Below are 23,988 nucleotides of genomic sequence, written 5' to 3'. Positions count from 1 at the left end.
AGTGGGACCGTCGGTATCAGCAAGACGATCACCGAGATCGCGGTGTTTCCTCCGGTCGGCGTCGACGGCGCCGAAGGCATTCTCCGCCTTCGGCTTCGGTCATCGGCGGGCTGTTGCCGGTCGTGTCCCGACGGTCCGATGTCCGCTCTCCACCGCCAGCCCAGCGCGCCTGTCCAGGCTCCTCGATCGGTCACACGCTCAGCCCCGGAACGCCCCGACGCCGGTCACCTGCTCCCCGATGACGAGCTGATGCATCTCGCTGGTGCCCTCGTAGGTGAGCACCGACTCGAGATTGTTGGCATGGCGCAGCGGCGAGTACTCCAGGGTGATGCCGCTCGCGCCGAGCAGGGTGCGGCATTCGCGGGCGATGGCGATCGCCTCGCGCACGCTGTTGAGCTTGCCCAGGCTGACCTGCTGGTGCCGCAGCGTCCCCGCGTCCTTCATCCGGCCCAGGTGCAGGGCGAGCAGCATGCCCTTGCCCAGCTCGAGGGTCATGTCGGCGAGTTTCTGCTGGGTCAGCTGGTAGGCGGCCAGCGGACGGTCGAAGACCTCGCGGTGGCGCACGTAGTCGATGGTCTGCTCCAGGCAGTCGCGGGCGGCGCCGAGCGCGCCGAAGGTGATGCCGAAACGGGCTTCGTTGAGGCACGACAGCGGTCCGGACAGACCGTGCGCTTCGGGCAGCATCGCGTCGGCGGGCAGGCGCACGTCGTCGAGCACGAGTTCGGCGGTGACCGAGGCGCGCAGCGAGAGCTTGCGATGGATGGCGTGGGCGGTGAAACCGGGGGTGCCGGCCGGAACCAGGAACCCGCGCACGCCCTCCTCCGTCTGCGCCCACACCGTCGCGACGTCGGCGATGGAGCCGTTGGTGATCCACATCTTGGTGCCGTTGAGCACCCAGTCGCCCCCGTCACGCTCGGCCGATGTGCGCATGCCCGCCGGATTGGAGCCGAAGTCGGGTTCGGTGAGGCCGAAGCAGCCGATGGCCTCGCCGGAGGCCAAGCGCGGCAGCCACTGCCGCTTCTGCTCCTCCGAGCCCCAGCGGTGGATCGAATACATCGACAGCGAGCCCTGCACCGAGACCAGGCTGCGCAGCCCACTGTCCCCGGCCTCGAGCTCCATGCACGCCAAGCCGTAGGCCACGGCGCTGGTGCCCGCGCAGTCGTACCCCTTCAGGTGCATACCGAGCAGACCGAGCGCACCGGCCTCGCGCGCGATCTCCCGCGCGATGGTGCCCGATTCGAACCACTCCGCGATGTGCGGACGCAACCGCTCGTCGACGAAACGCCGCACGGTGGCGGCGATATCGCGTTCCTCCGCCGACAGCAGGGCGTCGATGCCGAACAATTCGAGCGGTGTGACGGGGGTTGTGCTCATCGTGGTCATCCCTTCGACGGGGTGTGTTGCCTGGCGTTCGCTCTACTCGGCACCCATTGTCCGAGACGTGCGGTGTCCGTCACCGCACCGACCCGGCGCCGACCCGCGACGCTCGGCTGTCGAGGCATGCCCCAGGGCTCAGACCAACGATTCGCGCCAGGCCGCGTGCAGCCCGGCGAAGCGGCCCTCCCCGGCGATCAGCTCCTCGGGCGAGCCGTCCTCGACGATCCGGCCCGCCTCCATCACCAGCACCCGATCCGCGATGGCCACCGTCGAGAGCCGGTGCGCGATGATGATCGCGGTGCGCCCGCGCAGCACCGTCTCCAGCGCCTCCTGCACCAGGCGTTCGCCGGGGATGTCCAGACTCGAGGTCGCCTCGTCGAGCACCAGCACCGCGGGGTCGGCCAGGAACACCCGCGCGAAAGCGACCAGCTGCCGCTGCCCGGCCGACAGTCGTCCGCCGCGTCGGCGCACGTCCGTGTCGAAGCCTTCCGGCAGCGTCTCGACGAAGGCCTCGAGCCCGACCGCGCGAGCGGCCGAGCGCACCTCGGCGTCGGTGGCGTCCGGCTTGCCGAGCCGGATGTTGTCGGCCACCGACCCGGCGAACAGATACGCCTCCTGGGTGACCATCACGACGTGGCGGCGCAGATCGGCATCGGCGATCCGGCGCAGATCGACGCCGTCGAGCAGTACCCGCCCGCCGGACGGGTCGTAGAAGCGGGTCACCAGCTTGGCCAGCGTGGATTTGCCCGCCCCGGTCGGTCCGACGAGCGCCAGCACCTGACCGGCCGCAACAGCCAGATCCGTCACCGGCAGCACCGCGGTGGGGCCCGGCTCCCCCGCACCGTTCTGCCCCTCGGGCGGGCGCGAGTAGTCGAACCAGACACCCTCGAAACATATTTCGCCTTCTACGTTGTCGAGGGACGCCGGGTCGATCGGCTCGGCGACCGCGGGCTGCTCCTCCAGCACGCCGGAGATCTTCTCCAGTGCCGCGGCGGCCGACTGGTACGCGTTGAACACCTGCGCCAGCTCGTCGAGCGGCTTGTAGAAGTTGTTGAGATACAACAGGTATGCCGCCAGCACGCCGATCGCGAGATCGCCGTGGATGACCCGCCACGCGCCCACCACCACCACGACAGCGGTGGTCAGGTTACCCAGCAGCCGGGTGAGCGCGGCGTAGTCGGCCATGCCGTACACCGCCGTGACATTGGCGGCCCGGAATTCGCCGTCCTCGGCGGCGAGCACGGAATCGTTGCGACGCTCGCGCCGGAACGCCTGCACCGCGCGCATCCCGCCCATCGATTCGACGAAATGCACCACCACCCGCGCGACCGCGCGACGGGTACGGCGATAGCCCGTACGCTGTCTGCGCTGCGCCCACCGGGTGACCAGCACCAGCGGTACGAAGCCCGCGAAGACGATCACGGCCAGCGGCCGATCCAGATAGACCAGCAGTGCCGCGATGGTCACCACCGACAGGATCGCGCCCAGTGCCATGTTCAAGGCGCTCTCGAGCAGTTCCTGCAGTGTCTCGATGTCGCCGGTGAGCCGCGTGACGACCTTGCCCGAGGTGTATCTCTCGTGGAAGGCGACATCGAGGCGCTGGGTGTGGGCGAACGCACGCACCCTCAGGTCGAACAACACGTTCTGGCTGAGCTCGCCGACGAGGCGGACGAAGAAGTATGTGCACACCCCACCCACCAGGGCCGCGCACGCGTAGCCGCCGATAGCCCACGCCAATGGCGTCCAATCACCGCGCGCCCCGCCCGCGATGCCACGGTCGAGGCCGTAGGCGACGAACAGCGGGCCGGCGACCGTGGCCGCGTTGTCGATCAGGACGAGAACGAGCGCGAGCAGTGCGCGGCCCCGATACGGGCGGACCAGTTCGGCGAGCAGCCGCCGGGACCGCCGGGCCAGCACCAGATTGCCGGTGCCGGTGACTTCCCGGTCCTCGTTGGCGATGCCGCGCCAGTCGGCGGCCGCGTCCGTGCCGGTGGTGGTGGCCGTGACCGCGCCGGTGTCGTCGCTCATCGCCTACCCCCCATGAGTTCCCGGTATCGGCTGTCGGTGCGCAACAGTTCTTCGTGCGTGCCCTCTGCGGCGACGCGTCCGTCGGCCAGCAGGACGACGCGGTCGGCCGAAGCGGCGGTGGACGGCCGGTGCGCGACGAGCAGCGTCGTCGCGCCCGCGAGTGCCTCGCGCAGGCGGTGCTGCACGCGCTCCTCGGTCTGCACGTCGAGCGCTGAGAGGGGGTCGTCGAGCACCACCACGCGGCCGCGCCGATCCTGATCCGCGCGCGCGAGCACCGCCCGCGCCAAGGCCAGACGCTGACGCTGCCCGCCGGACAGACTCAACCCTTGTTCGCCGATCCTGGTGTCCAATCCCCACGGCAGCGCGGACACGAAGTCCATCGCTTGTGCGACGTCCAGCGCCGCGAACACCCGGCCCTCATCTGCCCCGGCATCACCGAGCGCGACGTTCTCCCGCACACTCGCCGAGAACAACACCGGATCCTCGAAAGCCGCCGTCACCACCGAGCGCAGCTCACGCAACCGCAGCTCACGAATGTCGATCCCGTCGATGCGCACCACGCCGCCGGTGACGTCGTACAGCCGCGGGATCAGGTTGAGCAGCGCGGTCTTGCCGCTTCCGGTGGCGCCGGTCAAGGCGACCGTCTCCCCCGGCCGCACCACCAGCGACACACCGCGCAGCAGTTCGGTGTCCGAGCCGGGGAACGCGAAACGCACGTCCTCGAGCCGTACTTCACCGCGAAGCAGGCCCGGTAGCGGTACCGGCTCGTCCGGATCGGTGATGTCGGGCGGGATGTCGATGATCTCCCAATAGCGGTCGGCGGCTGTCGCGGCGTCCTGCAACGCCGAGAGCAGGAACCCGGTCCACAGGAACGGCCACTGCAGGAACGTCACCAGCGTGATGGAGCCGATCACCACGCCCAGCGAGAGCCACCCCTGAACCACCGCGTAAGCGCCGAAGCCCATGGCGAAGACCACGGCGAGTTCGGTCACCGTCGACATTCCCGACCACAGAGTCGCGTCCAGCCTCGCCTTGTGCAGTTCGGTGCGTCGCAGCGCCCGTGCCTGCGCGGTGAAGTGACGGCCGAAGAACACCCCGCGCCCGAACGCTTTGAGTACCCGGATGCCCTGCGCGGATTCCTCGGCGGTGGTGGCGAGGTCACCGGTCTGGTCCTGCGAGCGCCGCGACGCCGCGGAGTACCTGCGCTCGAACCAGGCGCAAACGAGGATCAACGGCACCGCCTCCACGGCGACGAGCAGCCCGATCTGCCAGCTCATCGCCATCAACACGATCATTCCGACCGGGATCACCACCGAGTTGGCGATCAGCGCCGGTCCCGCGAAGCCGACGAAACGGCGCAGCGTCGCCAGGTCGTCGATGGCGCGGGAGAGCAGCTGTCCCGACTCCCAGCCGTCGTGACGCCCGATCGACAGTGCCTGCAACACACGAAAAAGCTTCGCGCGCATGGTCGTCTCGAGATACACCGCGGGCAACGCGAGCAGCCGTCGCCTGAACCACACGACCACGGCCTCGAGCACCCCGAGCGCCAGCACCGCCGCCGCCGGGGCGAAGACGCCGCGCAGATCGCCGCGCGCGATCGGGCCGTCCACCAGACGGGCGATCACCAGCGGCGTCAGCACCACGGTGAGCATCGACACCACCGCCAGCGCGGTCGCCACGATCACGTGCGTCCGGTGTGGACGCAGGTAGGGAAGAAAGCGCAGCAGTGACGTCAGCTTGCGGCGGGTGGTCCGCGCACCCTGTGCGGGCGCGACGGACACCGTTTCGCCTGACGGCGCGTCCACGGTCACAGCCACGAGATCCCCCTCGTACTCCGTCGGTCACCGGCGCGAACTCCCCTGTGCCGAATCCGGTTTCATGGGCGCTGCCGATATCCGGTGACCCGCCGGACACTCTTCGATGCAGCAGCAGCGACCTTCCAGCTTGGCACTGTCACCGCGATCCGCCAACCGCTTTTCGCCGCCCGCACGGTGCCCTCCGTGGCAGTGGACAGCGCTCGGTTCCCGACGGACGGGTGTCGCGTCGGCACCGTTCGGCCGCGGCTCGTTGCCGGGCGGCGCCGTCCACCGACCCCGAACGTCGGCCTATTGGCGGTATGTGGCGAGGAATCGGCCGATGCGTTCGATGATGGCCTCGAGATCGTCCGCGTGCGGCAGGGTGGTGATGCGGAAGTGATCCGGGCGCGGCCAATTGAAGCCGGTGCCTTGGACGATGTGCAGTTTCTCCTGGAGCAGCAGGTCGAGGACGAACTGTTCGTCGTCGTGAATCGGGTACATGCTCAGGTCGATCCGGGGGAAGGCGTAGAGCGCGCCCTTGGGTTTCACGCAGCTGATGCCGGGGATCGCATTGAGCGCTTCCCAGGCGCGGTCGCGTTGCTCGTGCAGTCGACCGCCGGGGAGGGTGAGATCGTAGATGCTCTGATATCCGCCGAGCGCGGCTTGAACCGCCTGCTGGCCGGGAACATTGGCGCACAGGCGCAGGCCCGCGAGCATGGTCAGGCCCTCGAGGTAGTTGTCCGCGTGACGGGTCGGTCCTGACACCACCAGCCACCCGGAGCGGAGTCCGGCGCAACGGTAGGCCTTGGACAAACCGGAGAAGGTGAGGCACAGCAGGTCGGGTGCGAGCGCGGCGATCGCCGTGTGGGACAGACCGTCGTAGTAGATCTTGTCGTAGATTTCGTCGGCGAAGACGACGAGGTTGTGGCGTCGGGCGATATCGAGGATCTGATGCAGCACCTCGGTGGGGTAGACGGCGCCGGTGGGGTTGTTCGGGTTGATGAGCACGATCGCGCGGGTGCGGTCGGTGATCTTGGCGGCGATGTCGGCCGGGTCCGGGTACCAGTCGGCGGCCTCGTCGCAGACGTAGTGCACCGGCCGGCCGCCGTTGAGCGCGGTCGCGGCGGTCCACAACGGGAAATCGGGTGCGGGGACGAGGACTTCGTCTCCGTTCTCCAACAGCGCCGTCAGCGCCATCATGATCAGTTCGGAGACCCCGTTGCCGAGGAAGACGTCCTCGATGTCGACATCATGCACGCCCAGGGTCTGGTAGTACTGCACGACCGCTCGCCGGGCAGGCAACAGCCCCTTCGACATCGAGTATCCGGTCGACGACGGCAGTGTCCGGACGATGTCCTGCAGTACCTCCGCGGGGGCCTCGAAACCGAACGGCAGCGGATTTCCGGTGTTGAGCTTCACCACGTGATGCCCCTCGGCTTCCAGCAATGCCGCTTGCTCGGCGACCGGACCACGGATCTCGTAGGAGACCCCGGCGAGTTTGCTGGACTGGTTGACCTGCATGAACTTCCCCTTCTGACGGTGTGCCCGGCGCTACCCTACTTGGTTTTTCCAAGTTTCTGCTTGGATTTTCAAAGTGTACGGCTACAGTGTGGCTGTGCCACGCCGAAGCTATGACCACTACTGCGCAGTGAGCCGGGCCCTGGAAGTCGTCGGAGACCGATGGAACCTACTGGTCGTGCGCGAATTGTGTGCCGGTCCGCGGCGCTACAGCGATCTGTTCGCCGACCTCCCCGGCATCAGCACCGACATGCTGGCGAGCCGGCTGAAAGATCTCGAACGCGACGGCATCCTCACCCACCGCCGAGTCGGTTCCCGCTCGGCGGCTGCCGTCTACGAACTCACTCCTCGCGGCACGGCGCTGCGTGCGGTACTGGAGTCGTTGGCGCACTGGGGCGCACCACTGCTGGGCGAGCGACGGGCCACCGACGCCGTCCGCGCGCACTGGTTCGCCCTGCCCCTCGGCCGCGCGGTCGCCGAACTCGTACCCGAGGGATCGGCCACCGTGTGGATCGGCGACACCGCGATGCACTACGTCATCACCACCACCGGCATCAGCCATCACGACGGACCCGCGCAGGCCGCCGACCGCGAATTCCACCTCGACATCGAGACTGCCACCCGGATCGCGACGGGCACAGCCTCACTCGACGGCATGCCATCGAACGCCACCGCGGGCAGCCAGGAATGATGGGTCCGTGCATCCCACCAGGCTCGGACCCGTCTTCGATGTCGCCGCCGTATCGAACGGCACGGTGGAATAGCTACGCACGCACACAGCAACAGACCGGCGCGCCGGCGCGGCGAATCAGGCGCGCGCGGCGATGAGAACCCCCAGACCGTCGAGAATTCGTTCGATCCCGAAGGCCAGCGCGTCGCCGGACGCGCTCGGATCGGCCGCTGCTGCCGCCTCCTCGGCGAAGGCGGCGAGGACTTCGGGATATCGACCACCCGACGCGCCCACCGCGGCGAAGAACTGCGCCATGATCTGCTCGGCCCGATCACCCGAATCCCGCGTCTCGGTCTCCGGTCGCGTCTGCTGAACCAGACTGCGAACGTGCCCGTTGAGCAGCACGATGGTGTCCAGCCGTTCGGGCCCGGTGAGACCTGTGTCGCGAAGAGCGGTGAGCGCGGCCTCCATCCAGGCCAGCTCGTTCGGCCCGATCGCCCGCGCACCGGTCGTCAGTTCGATCGTCCAGGGGTGCGCACGATAGCGCTCGAAGATCGTTCGGGCCCAATGGCGTAGACCCACGCGCCAGGTGCCGTCGGCCGGAGCCGGTTCGGTGGCGGCCGGCGGCTCGCCGAGGGCGGTGTCCAGCATGAGCGCGGTCAACTGTTCCTTGCCCGGCACATACCGGTACAGCGACATCTTGGTGAAGCCGAGCCGTTCGGCCAGCCGTTGCATGGACAGATTGGCGAGACCTTCGCTGTCGGCCAGCGCGATGGCCTCGGCGACGATCACCTCCAGCGACAGCGCCGGTTTGGGCCCCCGTGTGGGCCGATGCCGGGTTCCCCACAACAGCTCGACAGTGGTCGGCGCAGCCATCTCGCAGCCCCTCGAAGAATCGATTGACGAAAAACTGTGTCTACCATACGCTGCTCTGCGTCCGACAGAAACAGTTTACATCGGACACAGAAGCGACCTTCGTCAGGAGTTCCCATGCGCGACACCACCGTTCTCATCTCCGGCGCGAGCATCGCCGGGCCGTCTCTCGCCTACTGGCTGGACCGCTACGGTTTCCGGGTCACCGTCGTCGAACGCGCCGCGGCTCTGCGCCCGGGCGGCCAGGCCGTCGATTTCACAGGCCGCACCCACCTCACGGTTCTGGATCGGATGGGAGTCCTCGACGAGATCCGGGCGCATCGCACCGGCACCACCGACACCGTGTTCGTCGACGCCGACGGCGCACAGGTCGGCTTCATGTCCGGCGACTTCACCGGTGGCGACCTCGAGATCCTGCGTGGCGACCTGGCCGCGATCCTGTACCGGCGCACCGCCGACCGGTGCGAATACCTCTTCGGCGATTCGATCGCCGCGCTCACCGACACGGCCACGGGCGTGCGTGTCGAATTCGAACGCGGCCCGGCACGCACCTTCGACCTGGTCGTCGGCGCCGACGGCATCCACTCGCGGGTCCGTGCTCTGGCCTTCGGACCGGAACCCGACTACGTGAAGCACCTCGGCTATTACTACTGCGTCGCGGGCGCGAGCCCGTGGGGCGTCGGGGAGTCACAGGAGCGGCGGGTCTCCTACGGCCACAACACCCCGGGCAGGCTCGCGATCCACGGCGGGCCGAAGGCGCAGCAGCTCTACATGTTCGCCGCGCCCGAACCGGCCATCCCCCGTGACGACGCCGACGCCCAGCGACGCCTGCTCGCGGAGATCTACGCGGACGTGGGATGGGAAGTGCCGCGCATGCTCGCCGAGATGGCCGACTTCGACGACTTCTACCTCGACTCGCTCAGCCAGGTGACCCTCGGGGGCGAATACACCCGAGGCCGGGTCGCGCTGGTCGGCGATTCGGCCTACGGAAACACCCTGGGCGGCTTCGGAACAGGGCTGGCTGTGGTCGGCGCCTACGTCCTCGCAGGCGAACTCGCCGCCGCCGCGGGCGAGCACGCCGCCGCCTTCGAGCGCTACCGGCGGATCATGAAGAGATACGCCTCGATCGCGGGCAACACCAACGCGGGCCGTTTCCTCGCCCCCGGAACCGCACGCGGCATCCGGCTGCGCAACTGGTTCCTCGGATCCTGGATGTTCACCGCGATGCAGAAGTACGCCGACCGGGCGAGCAACGACATCGACCTTCGCGACTACCCCACGACGGTCGCGTCCCAGCGCCGCTGAGTCGCGGCGCATCGGCGCGCACACCGGTTCCACGCCGCCGCACGGGGACCTGCGGCCGCTGGTTCTCCCGCGCCACCGCCGATGCGAAGGCGGAGAAGGCACGGCACCCGTGGGAGCCCCACTCCCGGTCGTCAGCCGTGGGCGTGGCCCGGAGCCGGACGGCGTCCGGCACAGAAGCGCCGAGATCGACGCATGGCGTGCGGCGGAGCGCACGTCCATGGGCGACGCCGCTCGCACACGTGCGGCAGCGGACGATCGGCTAACCCTCGGCCATCACCTCACGGCCGACGCTTCGCAGCCCGCCCGGATCGTGCCGCGCATGGATCTCGACGGCGTCTCCGACGTCGTCACGGCAGCCGTGCCGCGGCTCGGTCATGCGCGACCCGAATAGGAGCCGGATACGAAACATGCTGTCGGGCAATGACCTTCCCTCGATCTCGGTCGAAACGAAACTTGTCGGTGGGTTCGCGTAGGTTGATCTTCGTGATGAAGACGGGAGGGAATCCGATGGAGTCGGATGAGCGCGAGTGGGAGCGGTCCTCGGTGGTGCAGATGCTGCCGGTGGTGGCTCCCCGCAAACTCGCCAAGGTGCCGTTCGTCGAGATGGCCGACGGGCGATTGCAGGGGGTGGTATCCAGCGGATCGGATATCGCGCGGGTCTACGTGTCGTCGATCTCGGCGCGTGAGCACGGACTCAGCTGCAGTACCAACAACAACCGCCCGTGCGGTGGGCACTCCGGCGGCTACGCGTGCAAACACATCCAGGCGCTGGTGGCCGAAGCGATTCTGCAGTACGGCATCGAGCGCGTCGCCCGGTTCCTCGGCATCGACGTGCCGGAGGACGGCCGGATCCTGGCCCACCTGAACACTTCCGGTGCCTCGACCCCAGCCGCCGTCGTGTTCAGCCGGTTCCTGCGGCATCTGAGCTACCTGGAACAGCCCGGCTCCGCGGCACCGGTTCCCGAACTGCACTGGTTCCCCGCGACGGGAGCGACGGCCTGATGCTGGGAGTACATCTCGCGGAGCTGACCTCCGTCCAGGATGCCGGTGTCACCGACGCGCTGGAGGTGGTCGCCGGGTTCGATGCCGCGCTGGTCGGCGGCTTCGGCCGGATCGGCGACGAGGCCGCCGACGCGCTCGCGGGTCTGGCCGCCGCCGTGAGCGGCTCGCCGCTGTCGAGCGCGGTCGCCGACGCCGCTGCCGCGCTCGCCGCCGGATCGGTCGAGCCGGAGAAGCTGGCCGCGCTCGCCGCCGCCCGCGCCGCCCTGCTGGGAGCGGTGCACGACGCGCTACTCGAGCGGTTCGACAAAGCCGTCGGACGCGAGCGCGCCGCACACGAGCAGACGCCGGTTCCGACCGCCCCGGGTGGTGTGGTCGCCGGCTGCCGCGCCTGGCTGCAGGAACTGGCGATCAACGGCTGGCGCGGAGTCGACCACGACCTCGTTTCCGCCGCGGACCGGACCATCGAAGCGCTGTGGGCCGCGCCCGAGCTGCGCCGCCTCGCCGTGCTGCTCGACGGTTTCGCCGCCGAACTGCGCGCCGCCGCGCCGATCGCCACGCTGGATCAGATCCCCGCCCGCCGGTGGGCCGACCTCTGGTCGCAGGCTCTCCTGCTGACCTGGCGCGGGCAGTCCGACATCGAACCGGAGACGGTCTCGGGACGATTACTGGTGATCGGCGTCGACGTGCACGAGCACGGCACGGCGGTGCAAGCCCAGGTCCACGCGGTCCTGGAGACGGGCACCGGGGCGGCTCGGTCGGTGCGGATCAGCATCGGCGCGGCCAAGGTCGACACCATCGTGGGTCCGGCCGTCTGGCAGGTGCTCGGCGATCATCCCCGCCTGCTGCGAGCACTGGCCGAACGGCGCGCGATCACCGTGACGGACATGTCGCTCACCGTGGACGGCGATCTGCTGTGGGTGGACGCGAACGCCGAACTCGGCGATGCGACCGACCCGTTCACCACCGCCCGCATCCAGCTCCCCAAAGCTCTCGCCGCCGCCGTCGCCCCGCTGGACCGGCATCCGGTGCACCTCGGAGAGCCGGTCCTGGTCGAGAACTACCGCTTCGACGACGGCGCGATGGTGATCGACGACCACCGTCTGCCGGTCGAACTGGACCGGCTGCCCCGCTGTGGCCCGCTCACCGCGGACCTGGTCGCCACGTCCACCGCCTGTCTCGGCCTGGTGCGCTGGGAGGCCGGCCGGTGGCGCCTGCGCCCGCTGGCGGTCGAGTACCTGTTCAAGAAGGCGACCACCTCCGCGCACACCGGCGACTGGGCGCAGGGACCGACCGATCCGAAGGTCGCCAAGGCCCTGGCCAAGTCGGGGGACGCGGTCGAGGTGCTGCGCGAACGCGCGGGACGGTTGCTTCGAAAATGACCAGTGCGCACGAGAAGTCCGGCATACTCACCACCGGCGCATCCGCCCCCGGCGTGGCAGCGACCGGTCTCGCAGCTCCCGATGTCCGGCAAACACAGCGGCAGATCCTGTACTGGCGTCTGCTCGCGGGAATCTTCGATACCGATCCCCAACCCGCCCTTGACGCCGCGAGCGTCTCGATCGTCGACGATCTCGGCCTGCCCGCCGCGCTGCTGGACCCCGGCGTCGCGGTCGACACCGTCATCCAGCGGTTTCCGGAGCTGAAGGGCGAATTCGACAGGCTCCGGGCAGGTCTCGAGACCTCCGCCGCGAATCCGGGAGTCCACGGCGCCGCATTGGCTCCGCGCACGGCTGGGAGCAGCCCCGGGCCGGGAGAGCCCGCCTCGGGTTCCGGCTCGACGCACCCCGAACCCGATTCCGCGGCAGCGGAATCCGATACCGGCGATGTCGCATTCGAATCAGACGGGCGCGATCCTGCCGGACTCGGCGATGTCGCGGTCCGCAACGCGGCGTTGATGTCGAAACTGCTGCTCAACGTCTTCGCCACCGGCTCGGGCACCGTCAGCGCGACCCAGCTGGCGAACTGGCAGTGCGACGCCGGCCACCTGCGCGCTCTGCTCGGCGGCTGCGGCAACGGCGGCGGCACCGCCGAGATCCAGGCCGCGCTCGGCAAGGTCGAAGGCGATCTGGTCGCCCGGATGCACCTGCGCGAAGTGCTGGCCGACCCGGTGCTGTCGGCGCGGCTCACCCCGAGCATGTCGTTGATCGAACAGTTGCTGCGCGACAAGTCCAACCTGTCCGGCGTCGCGCTCGCCAACGCCAAGCGGCTGATCCGCCGCTACGTCGACGAGGTGGCCGAGGTGCTGCGCACCCAGGTGCAGCAGAGTTCGACCGGCACGATCGACCGGTCGGTACCGCCCAAGCGTATTCTGCGCAATCTCGACGTGAACCGCACGATCTGGAAGAACCTGACCAACTGGAACCCCGAGGACGAGCGCCTCTACGTCGACCGGTTGTTCTATCGCCAGACCGCCGAGCGCACCGTGCCCGCGCGGATGATCGTGGTGGTCGACCAGTCCGGGTCCATGGTGGATTCGATGGTCAACTGCACCATCCTCGCCTCGATCTTCGCCGGTCTGCCGAAGGTCGACGTGCACCTGATCGCCTTCGACACCCGCGCGCTGGATCTGACGCCGTGGATCCACGACCCCTTCGAGGTGCTGCTGCGCACCGATCTCGGCGGCGGCAACGACGGGCCGGTCGCGATGGCGATGGCCCAGCCCAAGATCACCGATCCCGCCAACACCGTGATGGTGTGGATATCGGACTTCTACGAGTTCGATCGTTCCCAGCCGTTGTTCGAAGGCATCCAGGCGGTGCACCGCAGCGGGGTGAAGTTCATCCCCGTCGGTTCGGTCAACAGCTCCGGGCACCAGAGCGTGGATCCCTGGTTCCGCGAACGGTTCAAGGCCATGGGCACCCCGGTGATCTCCGGCCGTATCCAGAAACTCGTCGACGAACTCAAGAACTTCCTCCACTGACTTCTCACACAGGAGACCTCTGCACCATGACCGACACCGCCCTGCGCGCCCCCGCCGAGATCAAGTACGCCGAGGAGCTGGACTGGCTGGAGTCCGTCGACGACGGCCCCAAGCCGTTCGCCTGGCGGCTGAGCCCCAAGATGGTGCGCCTGTTCATCCTCGGTTCCGAGCGCGCCGACGGACTCGACCGGCAGATCGACCAGAAGTGGTTCGGGGACCGGACTTTCGTCGAACGCAGCATCGTCACCCTGGCCTCCGACCGCGGCCTGCTGCTGATCGGCGATCCGGGCACCGGCAAGAGCTGGCTGGCCGAACTGCTCTCCGCCGCCATCAGCCGCAACTCCACCCTGGTGGTCCAGGGCACGGCGGGCACCACCGAGGACCACATCAAGTACTCGTGGAACATCTCGATGGTCATCGCCAAAGGCCAGTCCAGGGAGTCGATGATCCCCTCGCCCATCATGACCGCGATGGAGCAGGGCGTGATCGGCCGCTTCGAGGAGCTGACCCGCTCGACCAGCGACGTGCAGGACGCGCTGATCTCGATCCTGTCCGAAAAGTATGTCTCGATCCCCGAACTCGACGACGACAACGTGGTGTTCGCCAAGCCCGGCTTCTCCATCATCGCCACCGCCAACAGCCGCGATCGTGGCGTGAACGACCTGTCCTCGGCCTTGAAACGCCGCTTCAACTTCGTGCGCATCCCGGTGGTCACCAACAAGCGCAGCGAAGCCGAGATCGTGCGCTTCCGCACCGCGGAACTGTTGCGTCGCCACCAGATCGAGCTGGAACTGCCGCCCACGCTGCTCGACATCCTGCTCGACAGCTTCGCCGACCTGCGCGCCGCTGCCGCGGCCGCGGGCAGCGACGACGAGAAGCTGGAGTCGGCGCTGTCGACCGCCGAGCAGATCGGCGTCCTCGAGGACGCCATCCTGCACAGCCAGTTCTTCGGCGACGCCACTCTGCGCCCGGAGATCCTGGCGGGCTCGCTGGTGGGTTCGCTGGCCCGGCGCGCACCGGAGGATCTGGCCATTCTCAACAAGTTCTGGCACGGCGTGGTCGAGCCGCGCAGCAAGGACCTCGGCGGCGACTGGGAGCCCTTCCTGGAGGGCGGCCGCGACGCCATCGCGAGGCTCTCGTGAGCCGGGGCGTCGCGACGCCCGACGTCGCTCCCGCCGCATCGTCGAACACCGCTGCGACAGCGGAGGGATTCGACGCGCTGCGTGAACAACTCGCCGCCGCGGCCGAGCGGTTCGCGGGGCCGGGCGCGCTCGCGGAGATCCTGACCGGCATGGTCGACGACGTCGACCGGGCGCTGCGGGAGGAACTGGAGATCCTCCCGGTCTGCCACCACTCCCCCGCCTCCGGGCTGGCCATGGTGCGCCGTCTGCGGGAGAAACAGCCGAAGGTGATCTACCTGGAGCTGTGCGAGGACATGCGCCCGATGCTCGAAGAACTCCGCAACTGCACCCTGCCGGTGGCGGTGCAGGCGTGGGCGGGCGAGGTCGACGGCTTCCCTCCGAACTGGGCGCCGCTGTCGGTGGTCGCGCCGATCACCGAGGCCTCGGCCGAATACCAGGCCATCTCGTATGCGCTGACCACTCCCGGGGTGGAGCTGGTGCTGGTCGATCGCTCCACCGACCATGTCTTCCAGTGGTCCTCCCATCCGGAGGGGAGGGGCAAGGAAGAACAGCGACCCGCGCCCGAGGAACCCGAGTCGACCGAGCCGCCGGTCGCGGAAGCCGAGCTGCACGGCGACGCCGTCGGCATCGAGATCGGCGACCTGCGACCGCATTTCGCCGAGCTGGAGGAGCATCTGCTGCACCACGGCAAGGTGCGGCATTGGTCGGAGTGGTGGGACCAGTACGTCGAGCAGCCGCTGTCGAACGCCGACTACGACACCTACCGGCAGGTCATGGTGCTCATCGGCAGCCTGTTCCGCCGGTTGCGCACCACCGACATCGATCGCGACGAGGACCGCGAGCGCTACATGTGGACGCGCATGCGCGAGCACCTGCGCGCGACCGGCGCCGATCCCGCGCACTGCCTCTACGTGTGCGGATCCTTCCACGCCGCCAGCCGCGTCGAGCAGTTCGGTCTGGCCTCGCAGGCGCCGTTCGAGATCAGCCCGCGCACCGGGACCTCGTGGCAGTACGGCCTGATCCCGTCGAGCCATTCGGCGATCGAAGCCCAGTTCGGGCTGGCCGCCGGATCGGTCTCCATCGCAGCGGCGACCTGGTCGAAGGGATTGAAGCGCAGCAGACTTCAGCCGTTCGCGCTCGTCACCAAGTCGGCGACGGTCAAGTCCGGTGCGAAATCCGCTACGGCGGCGAAGAGGGCCGCGCCCGCCACGATCGTCGAGCCGACTGTCGCCGATCAGCTGTCGGGGTTCCTGTCGACGCCGCCGACACTGGACCCGGTGGACGAGGCCGAACTGCTCGGCTGGTCGGTCGACATCGTCCGCCTGGCCCGCCGCAACAGCTACCTCGCCAGCACTGCCGACGCGATCGCCATCTACGAGACCTCGATCCTGTTGGCGGGCATGCGCAATCGCGCCCGGCCCACGCCGTACGACTTCCAGGACGCGGCGATCACCTGCATCGAGAAGGATCGCGTGCCGGGCCGTCGCGACGTGCGGCGGCTCTGCGAGATCCTGCTCGGCGGCGACCGCGTCGGCCGCGTCGGTTACGCAGCGCTGCCGCCTCTCGCCCAGAATGTCTACGACCGCCTGGTCGCGCTCGGCATCGACCCGAGCAACACCAGGGTCCAGCGCACTCTGCTCGATCTCGACGCCGATCCTGATCTGCGGCCCGGCTCGGACCTGCTGTGGATATTGCGCAGGCTGCTCCCCGGCCACGCGCTGCGTCCGATCATGGGCTCGCGCGGTCTCGGGGAACGCTCCATCCAGGAGAGCTGGGATGTCGCGATCGGCAAGTACCAGCGCGATCTGGTGGAGCTCGGCTACGAGGGCGTGACCATCGAGCAGGTCCTCGAACAACGCCTCCGCTCGGAAGTCAACGGCGCCGAAGCCACCGCAGCACGGGCACTGGCCGCGGTCGAAGACGCTCTCGTCTACCTGAACTCGGCCCGCCTGGCCGACGAACTCGGCGCCCGCGCCGTGCACCTGCTCACCGCCGAACGCACCGTCGACGGCGCCCCTGAAGTGCTGCGCCGCATCAGAGCCCTGATCGACTACTACCGCTCCACCGATGCGGGCCTGCCCGCTTGGTGCGGCCGCTTCGTCACCGCCGGCTACGCGCACTACTGCACCCTGCTGCCCACCGCCTTCACCGACGATGCCACCGGCGTGCGCCCGGTGGCGGCCATGCTCGGCTTCCTGTTCGGCATGGAGAACCTGGCCCTGTCGCTGGGCTGTGACCACAGTCAGCTCGAGCTGGCCGTCAAGCAGTCCCATCCGGAAACCCCGGCCAAGGTGGCACTGCTGTGGGCGACCCGCATGCAGCTCGGCATGCTCACCCTCGCCGACCTGCGGACCCGCTGCGACGACATGCTCGCCAATCCCCTTGTCGTCCCCGCGTTCCCGCAGTATCTCAGCGGATTCATCCAGGCGATGGATCCGGTGCCGTCGATCAAGTCGTTCGTCGTCGAACTGCTGTCGAAGGCGTTCGGCCGTCTCCCCGACGCGGTCCTGCTGCCGTGGCTGCCGAGTCTGATCATCACCCTGCGCGGTCAGGCCGGTGAACTCATCCCCGCCCTGACCCGGGAGGCGGGCCGGACCTTCCCCGGCGACAGGACGGGCATTGCCTCCTTCGTCCCCCCGTGGTCACGCCCCCCGAAGCAGGGCACCGGCTCGAGCCCGGCCACCGCCGCGTGCGGTCCGGCCGCCGACCTCCTGCGCGCCCACCCCGCGACCTGCGACGCCTACGCGACGTTGCTCGGCCACGAGGGCGAGTGGCAGCAGCTCGAGACCGCACCACATGCCGCCGCCACCGCGCTGATCGAGGCGCACCCGCAGACGGCGAGAGCCCTCGCCGCTCTGCTGCCCGTCACACGGTGAGCCAAGACCCGGTGATAGCGCGCTCCCACCGACCGGCGGGGGCGCGCCACCGTCGAGCCCGCTCGGCATACGTGTTCGCCCCGGCGCGGCCTGCGATCACACGCAGCCACCACATCCCGCGCCCTGCGCGCCGTCAGCGCGAACGACGAGGTCGGCTTCTCCGCGTCCGTGGGCGGCCGTTGTCACCCATGTCCGCTGTCGGATCGTTTCCGATCTTCGGCGGTGAGTATTCGGCGCAGGGCGATCGGGGTGTGTGCTGCGCGACTTCGACGCGTGCGACGGCTCAGCGCAAGCCGAGGTAGTCGGCCATCTGCGCGGCGGCATGGCCGAACAACGCCTCGGCGGGGTCGGCTGTGCCGGTGAACTGACCGAACAACTCGAAGCTGATGAGCCCGAACAGCTGGGACCAGGCGATGAGCAACCGGACGAAATCCTCCGGAGCCAGGTCCAGGTCTTCCCGGGACAGCACTGCCCGCATCTGTGTCATGAGGGCGGGTTCCAGCGGGCTCGGGAGAGCGGGGCGCAGCGGCTGTCCGGCCCGGAGGATCTCGCCGCACCGGCGCACGACGCGACTGCCGGAGTCCACGGTCTCGGCCGGGGCCTGATAGCCGGGGACCGGGGAGCCGTAGATCAGGGCGTACTCGTGTGGGTGGGCCAGGGCCCAGCTGCGGGCCGCCGCGCAGACGAGCAACCACCGGTGTCGTGCCGGGGCGCCGGGCTGGTCGGCCTGTTCGGCCGCGTCTCCCAGCGCGTTGTACGCGTCGACGATGAGAGCCGTCAGCAGTTCGTCCCGGCTGGGGAAGTAGCGGTAGATGGCCGACGACGCCATGCCGAGCGCGCGGGCGACGGCTCGCAGGGACAGTTGCGCTGAGCCGCCTTCGGCGAGCTGCTTCCTCGCCTCCTGCTTGATCTCGGAGGTCAGTTCGTCGCGGGCTCGCTGTCTGGCGGTTCGGATCGCGGTCATGCCCTCCAGTCTGCCAGAGCATCACACCGAAAAGAGAGCACTGCTCTTGCGTCACGGCGCCTCATGGTGTTCACTGTTCCATATCGAGAGCAGTGCTCACAAAGGAGAACATGGCATGCGTTACGTCGAAGCCGGGCGTCTGGGCAACCTCTTCAACGACGCCGTCCGGTGGGTCACCGGCAAGGGACTCAGCCTCTACGGCGCCCAACTGGTGGCGGTCCGCGGCCGCACGAGCGGCGAGTGGCGTACCAATCCGGTCAATCCCCTCGACCTGCACGGCGAGCGCTACCTCGTCGCCCCGCGCGGTCACACGCAATGGGTGCGTAACCTGCGCGCCGCCGACGGTCACGGCGAACTGCGCCTGGGCAAGCGGGTGACGCCGTTCGCCGCCGTCGAGTTGCGCGATGAGGAGAAGCCGCCGGTCCTGCGCGCCTATCTCGAGCGCTGGAAGTTCGAGGTGGGCGTCTTCTTCGAGGGCCTGGACCACACCGCTTCCGACGAGGAGTTGCTTCGCGTCGCGGCAGGCTATCCCGTCTTCCGGATCGCCGCCTGAGGTGTTCTCGGGGAAGAGGCCCCGGTGAGCCGAATCACCGCACCGACCCGTGGCGGTCGATGCGGTGATTCGGATCGGGTTCTCACCGGCGTGGCGGTTCCGTGGCGAGCCCTTCCGGGCCGGCCCACGGAACCGCCACGCTCAGTGCACCAGAAGTGGTTCGTCCACTTCGCCGGATTCCGCCTCGGTCTCGGAGCGGGCGGGAAGCAGCGCCGCCATGGCGACGACGCCCAGCGACAGTACGGCGACGACGGCGAACGCGAGCCGCATGCCGCTGAGCTGAGCGCTCTCGGCGGCCACCCCGTCGGCGAGCAGCCCCGTGCTGCGGGCCGACATCACCGTCACCACCAGCGCGGTGCCGAAAGCGGCCGCCACCTGCTGCAGGGTGCCCAGCAGCGAGCTGCCGTGGGAGTACAGCGGCTGCGGGAGGGCGCCGAGACCGAGGGTGAAGACCGGAGTGAAGGTGGCGGCCAAGGCCACCATCAGCAGGATGTGCAGGACGAGCAGCTGCCAGTACGGCATCGTCATGGAGATCTGGGTGAAACCGGCCAACGCGGCGGCGATGCACACCGCGCCGGGGATCACCAGCACGCGGCCGCCGAACCGGTCGAAGAGCCTGCCGACGATCGGGCCGAGCAGTCCCATCGCCAGGCCGCCCGGCATGACCAGCAAGCCGGTGGCCAGCGGGCTCAGCCCCCGCAGGTTCTGCAGGTACAGCGGCAGCAGGATCATCGAACCCATCATCGCCAGGAACGCGATCGCCATCAGGCCCAGCGCGATCGTGTAGTTGCGGTGCAACAGCACGCGTAGATCCAGCAGCGGAGAACCGGTGCGCTGCCTGCGGATCTGACGGAACACGAAGACGGCGACCAGCGCCACGCCCGCCGACGCGATCAGCGCGGGCTCGGCGTAATCACCGCTCTCGACATGGCTGAGGCCGAACACCAGGCCGCCGAAGCCGAGACCGGAGAGCACCACGCCGATCCAGTCCAGCTCGCTCTTCTCCACTTCGCCCACGTTCTCCAGACGGCGCAATCCCAGCCAGGTGACCACGCCGGCGATCGGCAACACCAGCACGAAAAGCCAACGCCACGAGGCGACCTGCAACACCAGGCCCGACACCACCGGTCCCATCGCGGGCGCGACCGAGATCGCCAGCGTGACCTGGCCCATCACTCGGCCGCGATCACGCTCGGCGACCACCGTCATCAGGGTGGTCATGAGCAACGGCATCATCACCGCGGTCCCGAAGGCCTGGATGATGCGCCCGATCAACAGCACGGCGAACGTCGGCGCCGCCGCCGACAGAGCGGTGCCGGTGAGGAATACGCCCATGGCGACCGCGTACGCCGTGCGGGTCGACACCCGGTGCAGGAACCAGCCGGTGGTGGGGATGACGGCCGCCATCGTCAACATGAAGGCCGTCGACACCCACTGGGCCGCGCGCTCGGTGACCTCCAGGTCCGTCATGAGACGAGGGATGGCGTTCATCATGATGGTCTCGTTGAGGATCACCACGAACGTCGCAAGCACCAATACCCGGACGACCAACGGCGTCCGCGTTCTCGGTGGCGGAGCGGCTCGTTCGACGATCATTCGGATACCTCCGGGGGTGGCACGGCGGGACAACGGCATGGACAGCCCGATCGAGCACGACACCATCGCCTCGTCCGGGCCTACCGGAACAGACGGGATTCAGGGCTCGAAGTCATCGGGCGTGTCAGTATCTCCGGACCCACCGACACAAAGCATCTGATTTTTCGCCTACCGTGAGTCGGCACCCATCGCCGGTGTGTTGTCCGACTCCCATCCCCGCTGTGCTTCCGGATTGCCGCACACGGGCGGATCGATCGTGTGCCCGCAGTGGCCGATCTCGCGCGCCACGATGAGGCACACCATCGTCGTTCGCTCGTCGTTCACTCCACCGGCAGCGCGGTCGCGGTCCGTTCGGACAGGAACCGCGCCAGTGCGGCAGCCCGTCCGAACTCGGGGTCCCCCGCGCCCCGGCCGGGGCAGAAGCGCGCGCGCACACAACCGATTCCGGCGCGCTCGAAGACGATGTCGACGGTGGCGCCGCGATGGGTGACCGCCAGTGCGGCCAGCGGACGTCGGGATCCGTCGTGCCTGGCGTATGCCACGTCCAGCTTCAGATCGGCGAGCGTAGGGGCGACGAAATCGAACACATTGTCCACGCGCAGGAAGCGCCGGATCGCCGCATCCTCGGCGATCTCGTGCACGGCCATGATGAGCGCGCCCAGTTCGCGGGCGGGCACGACGACGGCGAACTCCGGTACCGGACCGATCGACATCACGGGATCCTCGGCGCTGGAACGTACCACGATGCCCTCTGATGCGTTCGCGCGCACGGCATCGCTCCTCCTGACTCGAATCGTGCCGTGCGTGCGGGCATCCGGTTTCGCGCGAGCCTTCCGGCACGGCCCGGGTCACGCCGCGCGCACGATCAGTGTGGTCGGTCTCCGCGCTCGCCCGACAGTCGTGCGTTCGACCGACACAGCCCGTGGTTACCGGCGAGACACCTACCGAACCGGTCGACGCCCGGGTCGCGCCTGCTTCAGAATCTCTGCAATGCCCGGAGGTTGCCACACCGAGGGGCCGAGTCCTAGGAGGATCGATGCCGGGCGATCGCACTCTGCGCGCACAACCACGCCGGATCGGCATCGCGGAGGAATGACCAGGATGATGTCGACCCCCGAGGAACGCGAGCCCGCGCGGCCGACGACACGCGCGCGACGAACGGTGTCCGACCTGCCTCGAACGCCCGCGCTGAGCGCGCGTGAGATCGAGATTCTGCTGGCCTGGATCGCACGCGATTCCAAGGCCGAAGTCTGCCGTGATCTGCACATCGCCCTGGGAACCCTGAATACGCACCTGACCAGGATCAGGGGCAAGTACGACCGCGTCGGGCGATCGGCGCCCACCAAGGCGGCATTGATGGCCCGCGCGCTCCAGGACGGTTATCTCGAAATCGACGATCTCTGAAGTGATCCCCACGTGTGCCATGACCACCACCGGCAGCCGGACACACCGACGTGTGGCCCCGGCGGGCTGATCTCCGTGGCCGGATCAGTCCGGGTCGACCAACGGATCGACGACTTCGACGAAGGACAGATTCCCGATCCGGGCGGCGGCGGCGCGGCTGGCGCCGATGGTGACCGGGTCGGGGTAGGCGCCGTGGACGACCATCGCGCCCGCCGCCTTCAACTCCCTGGCGAATTGGGCGGGCTCGTCGGACGGCGCCGGGCCCGCGAGGCCGCCGGGCTCGGCGCTGATCGATGGGGCGAATCGAACTCGGAAGACGCCGGTCGCTGACTGCTGCACGTTTCCTCCTTGAAAGTGCGCACATGGATCTACCCGAACAGGACATACCATCGCCAGTCTCACCCAAACGTGCTGCATCGTATGGAGGACACGCCACCGGCGTCAGCGGGGTGGGAACTCTCCGTTGACCGTCAGGACGCCGTCGACGGAAAGGTAGTAGACGACCAGATTCGGGCCCCCCTGCGGGCAGCACCCCGGATCTTCCGCACGCTGCCACCGGTATTCGACCGACACCGTCTGAGGCGCCTTGTCGATGACGTTCGTATAGGCATAGGGCTGGTCCGAGCCGGTGCCCAGGTAGCGGCCCTCGGTGAAGAACAGGTAGTACACAGCCGGGTGCATGCCCGACCCTTCCACCGCCACATAGGACAGCAGGTCGTCGCATCCCTGCGAGACCGGATCCGTACCCACCTCCCGAATCCTCCACGGCTCGCCGGACGCCGTCGGCTCGAGACCGGCGATCGCGGAAGTGACCAGGCCGGAGTCGGGGTCGAGGCACATTTCGTTGCCGCTGCCCTCCGATGTCCCCGGTGCGGTCTCGGCCGGCCCGGTCACGGCACCGGGATCACCCGCCGGCGTCGGAGCCGGGGTGGCCTGCGTCGGCACGCCGGGCTCGTTCGTCGAATCGACGGCGGTGGGTTCCGCGCCACCGGGTCGGGAGGCTCCGGTCGGCGCCGCGACGCTGTTCGGCGGCGTGATCGGCCCGTCGTCTCCGTCGCAGCCCGTGAGCAGACCGGCTATCACGGCCAACGTCGCCAGGGCCGGAATTCTGACGTTCATGTGCACCCCTCTGTCGATCGTCCCGGCGTCGCGGACCTGCGCCGACGAACCTCACCGAGATCGAGATGTCCCGAATCATGTTGTCCCCCATCGAAGGAGGTATCAGGGGCGTTCTCGCGGGTGTTAACGACCGGCAGCGGCGACACGCGTGTCGCGCAGCCGTGACCGAATCTGTATCGAAGACGCATCGAATGCGGGCTAGCGTAGAACCTGGGTGCCGCCGCCGGCATTGCCACGAGCGGCGGCCCGCCACTGAGATCCACGCCAGAGCACCGCACCGACAACCGCGTGACCGGCGACGACGGCCTGTATCACTGCCCTCGGCACTCCTGGTCACGCCGAGGAGTAGCCATGCATCGTGGAACCGCCGCCCTGCTCGCAGCCACGCCGTTCGCGGCCCTGTGTCTGCTGTCCGCCCCACAAGCCGCCGCCGAGTCCGCTTCCTGCCCGGCGGCGGGCGCGAATGCGGTCACCGTCACCGTGCAGGACGCCGAATGTTCGGCGACCAGCGCCGCAGGCGGCGCCGCGGCCGCCTATGGAGTCGGAGGAGAGGCATCGGCCCAGGCGAGTCCGACCAGCCTGTCGCTGGCCATCGCCCAGAACGGCGGCGTGGCGACCTCCGCGGCGACCCCGTGGTCGGGCCCCGCGGCCATCGCCCTCGGCCCCGGCGCGACAGTGACCACCACCGGTGTCCGGCCCGGACTGTCGATCGGCATCGCGGGTCCCGGCGCGACGGTGACAGTCACCGGAACATCGACCCCGACCTGCACCGGCGGCATGGGCTTCGCCGGCGACTTCCAGACCTTCCAGGGCTGTCTCTCGATGGGCTGACCTGCCGACCGACA

At 68.8% G+C, this 23,988-nt stretch carries 20 protein-coding genes; 10 read left to right on the top strand and 10 right to left on the bottom strand.

Annotated features, from left to right (window positions below):
- Nucleotides 1–198 precede the first annotated feature (198 nt).
- The 4 genes from IU449_RS01425 to IU449_RS01410 form a co-directional block, all read right to left on the bottom strand.
- On the bottom strand, nt 199–1,383 hold the full coding sequence (locus IU449_RS01425) for an acyl-CoA dehydrogenase family protein (RefSeq protein ID WP_195000160.1): 1,185 nt from the start codon (nt 1,381–1,383) through the stop codon (nt 199–201).
- A gap of 129 nt (nt 1,384–1,512) precedes the next feature.
- A complete protein-coding gene (locus IU449_RS01420; protein WP_195000159.1) occupies nt 1,513–3,405 on the bottom strand; it encodes an ABC transporter ATP-binding protein in 1,893 nt (630 codons plus the stop codon).
- Complete coding sequence (locus IU449_RS01415; protein ID WP_324188036.1) at nt 3,402–5,222, bottom strand: ABC transporter ATP-binding protein; 1,821 nt, start codon at nt 5,220–5,222, stop codon at nt 3,402–3,404. Before IU449_RS01415 ends, IU449_RS01420 begins: the two co-directional genes overlap by 4 nt.
- A 288-nt stretch (nt 5,223–5,510) precedes the next feature.
- Complete coding sequence (locus tag IU449_RS01410; protein WP_195000158.1) at nt 5,511–6,722, bottom strand: pyridoxal phosphate-dependent aminotransferase; 1,212 nt, start codon at nt 6,720–6,722, stop codon at nt 5,511–5,513.
- A 94-nt stretch (nt 6,723–6,816) separates the two neighbouring features.
- Here IU449_RS01410 and IU449_RS01405 point away from each other — a divergent pair, with 94 nt between their 5' ends.
- Nucleotides 6,817–7,410, top strand: a complete 594-nt coding sequence (locus tag IU449_RS01405; protein ID WP_195000157.1) for a winged helix-turn-helix transcriptional regulator — start codon at nt 6,817–6,819, stop codon at nt 7,408–7,410.
- Nucleotides 7,411–7,527: 117 nt separating this feature from the next.
- On the opposite strand, the gene IU449_RS01400 is transcribed toward IU449_RS01405, so the two are convergent.
- The gene (locus IU449_RS01400; RefSeq protein ID WP_195000156.1) at nt 7,528–8,265 is read right to left on the bottom strand and encodes a TetR/AcrR family transcriptional regulator; all 738 of its coding nucleotides are present in this window, start codon (nt 8,263–8,265) and stop codon (nt 7,528–7,530) included.
- A 114-nt stretch (nt 8,266–8,379) separates the two neighbouring features.
- On the opposite strand from IU449_RS01400, the gene IU449_RS01395 reads away from it, so the two are divergent.
- The 6 genes from IU449_RS01395 to IU449_RS01370 all read left to right on the top strand — a co-directional run bounded on the left by IU449_RS01395 (nt 8,380) and on the right by IU449_RS01370 (nt 17,507).
- On the top strand, nt 8,380–9,567 hold the full coding sequence (locus IU449_RS01395) for an FAD-dependent monooxygenase (RefSeq protein WP_195000155.1): 1,188 nt from the start codon (nt 8,380–8,382) through the stop codon (nt 9,565–9,567).
- A 486-nt stretch (nt 9,568–10,053) separates the two neighbouring features.
- Nucleotides 10,054–10,569 carry a hypothetical protein gene (locus IU449_RS01390; RefSeq protein WP_228804011.1) on the top strand — a complete coding sequence of 172 codons (516 nt, stop codon included), beginning with the start codon at nt 10,054–10,056 and terminating at the stop codon, nt 10,567–10,569.
- Nucleotides 10,569–11,948 (top strand): hypothetical protein, encoded by a 1,380-nt coding sequence (locus tag IU449_RS01385; protein ID WP_195000153.1) that lies wholly within the window; start codon nt 10,569–10,571, stop codon nt 11,946–11,948. Before IU449_RS01390 ends, IU449_RS01385 begins: the two co-directional genes overlap by 1 nt.
- Entirely contained in the window at nt 11,945–13,489 is a 1,545-nt protein-coding gene (locus IU449_RS01380) for a vWA domain-containing protein (RefSeq protein ID WP_195000152.1), read from the top strand. The genes IU449_RS01385 and IU449_RS01380 overlap by 4 nt, the downstream gene beginning before the upstream one ends.
- 26 nt (nt 13,490–13,515) lie before the next feature.
- A complete protein-coding gene (locus IU449_RS01375) occupies nt 13,516–14,631 on the top strand; it encodes an ATP-binding protein (protein WP_195000151.1) in 1,116 nt (371 codons plus the stop codon).
- On the top strand, nt 14,628–17,507 hold the full coding sequence (locus IU449_RS01370) for a DUF5682 family protein (protein WP_324188035.1): 2,880 nt from the start codon (nt 14,628–14,630) through the stop codon (nt 17,505–17,507). Before IU449_RS01375 ends, IU449_RS01370 begins: the two co-directional genes overlap by 4 nt.
- A gap of 283 nt (nt 17,508–17,790) precedes the next feature.
- Here the strand turns inward: IU449_RS01370 and IU449_RS01365 are convergent, their stop codons facing one another.
- Complete coding sequence (locus IU449_RS01365; RefSeq protein WP_195000150.1) at nt 17,791–18,471, bottom strand: TetR/AcrR family transcriptional regulator; 681 nt, start codon at nt 18,469–18,471, stop codon at nt 17,791–17,793.
- A gap of 115 nt (nt 18,472–18,586) precedes the next feature.
- On the opposite strand from IU449_RS01365, the gene IU449_RS01360 reads away from it, so the two are divergent.
- Complete coding sequence (locus IU449_RS01360; RefSeq protein WP_195000149.1) at nt 18,587–19,024, top strand: nitroreductase/quinone reductase family protein; 438 nt, start codon at nt 18,587–18,589, stop codon at nt 19,022–19,024.
- 141 nt (nt 19,025–19,165) lie between these two features.
- Here the strand turns inward: IU449_RS01360 and IU449_RS01355 are convergent, their stop codons facing one another.
- On the bottom strand, nt 19,166–20,620 hold the full coding sequence (locus tag IU449_RS01355; protein ID WP_195000148.1) for an MDR family MFS transporter: 1,455 nt from the start codon (nt 20,618–20,620) through the stop codon (nt 19,166–19,168).
- Nucleotides 20,621–20,940: 320 nt separating this feature from the next.
- Nucleotides 20,941–21,333 carry a hypothetical protein gene (locus IU449_RS01350; RefSeq protein ID WP_195000147.1) on the bottom strand — a complete coding sequence of 131 codons (393 nt, stop codon included), beginning with the start codon at nt 21,331–21,333 and terminating at the stop codon, nt 20,941–20,943.
- 388 nt (nt 21,334–21,721) lie between these two features.
- On the opposite strand from IU449_RS01350, the gene IU449_RS01345 reads away from it, so the two are divergent.
- Nucleotides 21,722–22,024, top strand: a complete 303-nt coding sequence (locus tag IU449_RS01345; protein WP_228803623.1) for a helix-turn-helix transcriptional regulator — start codon at nt 21,722–21,724, stop codon at nt 22,022–22,024.
- Nucleotides 22,025–22,108: 84 nt separating this feature from the next.
- On the opposite strand, the gene IU449_RS01340 is transcribed toward IU449_RS01345, so the two are convergent.
- Together IU449_RS01340 and IU449_RS01335 are read right to left on the bottom strand one after the other, a co-directional pair.
- Nucleotides 22,109–22,363 (bottom strand): hypothetical protein, encoded by a 255-nt coding sequence (locus tag IU449_RS01340; protein WP_195000146.1) that lies wholly within the window; start codon nt 22,361–22,363, stop codon nt 22,109–22,111.
- Nucleotides 22,364–22,465: 102 nt separating this feature from the next.
- A complete protein-coding gene (locus IU449_RS01335; protein ID WP_195000145.1) occupies nt 22,466–23,143 on the bottom strand; it encodes an LppP/LprE family lipoprotein in 678 nt (225 codons plus the stop codon).
- A gap of 351 nt (nt 23,144–23,494) precedes the next feature.
- On the opposite strand from IU449_RS01335, the gene IU449_RS01330 reads away from it, so the two are divergent.
- The gene (locus tag IU449_RS01330) at nt 23,495–23,974 is read left to right on the top strand and encodes a DUF6764 family protein (RefSeq protein WP_195000144.1); all 480 of its coding nucleotides are present in this window, start codon (nt 23,495–23,497) and stop codon (nt 23,972–23,974) included.
- The last annotated feature ends 14 nt before the right edge of the window (nt 23,975–23,988 follow it).

This window comes from Nocardia higoensis, assembly GCF_015477835.1.
GTDB classification, from domain to species: domain Bacteria; phylum Actinomycetota; class Actinomycetes; order Mycobacteriales; family Mycobacteriaceae; genus Nocardia; species Nocardia higoensis_A.
This window is presented reverse-complemented; position numbering and strand designations above follow the sequence as displayed.

Bases quoted from the DNA above. Each gene is read 5' to 3' on its own strand.
- IU449_RS01425 (WP_195000160.1), bottom strand. From the start codon at position 1,383: ATGACCACGATGAGCACAACCCCCGTCACACCGCTCGAATTGTTCGGC.
- IU449_RS01420 (WP_195000159.1), bottom strand. From the start codon at position 3,405: ATGAGCGACGACACCGGCGCGGTCACGGCCACCACCACCGGCACGGAC.
- IU449_RS01410 (WP_195000158.1), bottom strand. From the start codon at position 6,722: ATGCAGGTCAACCAGTCCAGCAAACTCGCCGGGGTCTCCTACGAGATC.
- IU449_RS01400 (WP_195000156.1), bottom strand. From the start codon at position 8,265: ATGGCTGCGCCGACCACTGTCGAGCTGTTGTGGGGAACCCGGCATCGG.
- IU449_RS01395 (WP_195000155.1), top strand. From the start codon at position 8,380: ATGCGCGACACCACCGTTCTCATCTCCGGCGCGAGCATCGCCGGGCCG.
- IU449_RS01390 (WP_228804011.1), top strand. From the start codon at position 10,054: ATGAAGACGGGAGGGAATCCGATGGAGTCGGATGAGCGCGAGTGGGAG.
- IU449_RS01385 (WP_195000153.1), top strand. From the start codon at position 10,569: ATGCTGGGAGTACATCTCGCGGAGCTGACCTCCGTCCAGGATGCCGGT.
- IU449_RS01380 (WP_195000152.1), top strand. From the start codon at position 11,945: ATGACCAGTGCGCACGAGAAGTCCGGCATACTCACCACCGGCGCATCC.
- IU449_RS01375 (WP_195000151.1), top strand. From the start codon at position 13,516: ATGACCGACACCGCCCTGCGCGCCCCCGCCGAGATCAAGTACGCCGAG.
- IU449_RS01365 (WP_195000150.1), bottom strand. From the start codon at position 18,471: ATGACCGCGATCCGAACCGCCAGACAGCGAGCCCGCGACGAACTGACC.
- IU449_RS01360 (WP_195000149.1), top strand. From the start codon at position 18,587: ATGCGTTACGTCGAAGCCGGGCGTCTGGGCAACCTCTTCAACGACGCC.
- IU449_RS01355 (WP_195000148.1), bottom strand. From the start codon at position 20,620: ATGATCGTCGAACGAGCCGCTCCGCCACCGAGAACGCGGACGCCGTTG.
- IU449_RS01350 (WP_195000147.1), bottom strand. From the start codon at position 21,333: ATGTCGATCGGTCCGGTACCGGAGTTCGCCGTCGTCGTGCCCGCCCGC.
- IU449_RS01345 (WP_228803623.1), top strand. From the start codon at position 21,722: ATGATGTCGACCCCCGAGGAACGCGAGCCCGCGCGGCCGACGACACGC.
- IU449_RS01335 (WP_195000145.1), bottom strand. From the start codon at position 23,143: ATGAACGTCAGAATTCCGGCCCTGGCGACGTTGGCCGTGATAGCCGGT.
- IU449_RS01330 (WP_195000144.1), top strand. From the start codon at position 23,495: ATGCATCGTGGAACCGCCGCCCTGCTCGCAGCCACGCCGTTCGCGGCC.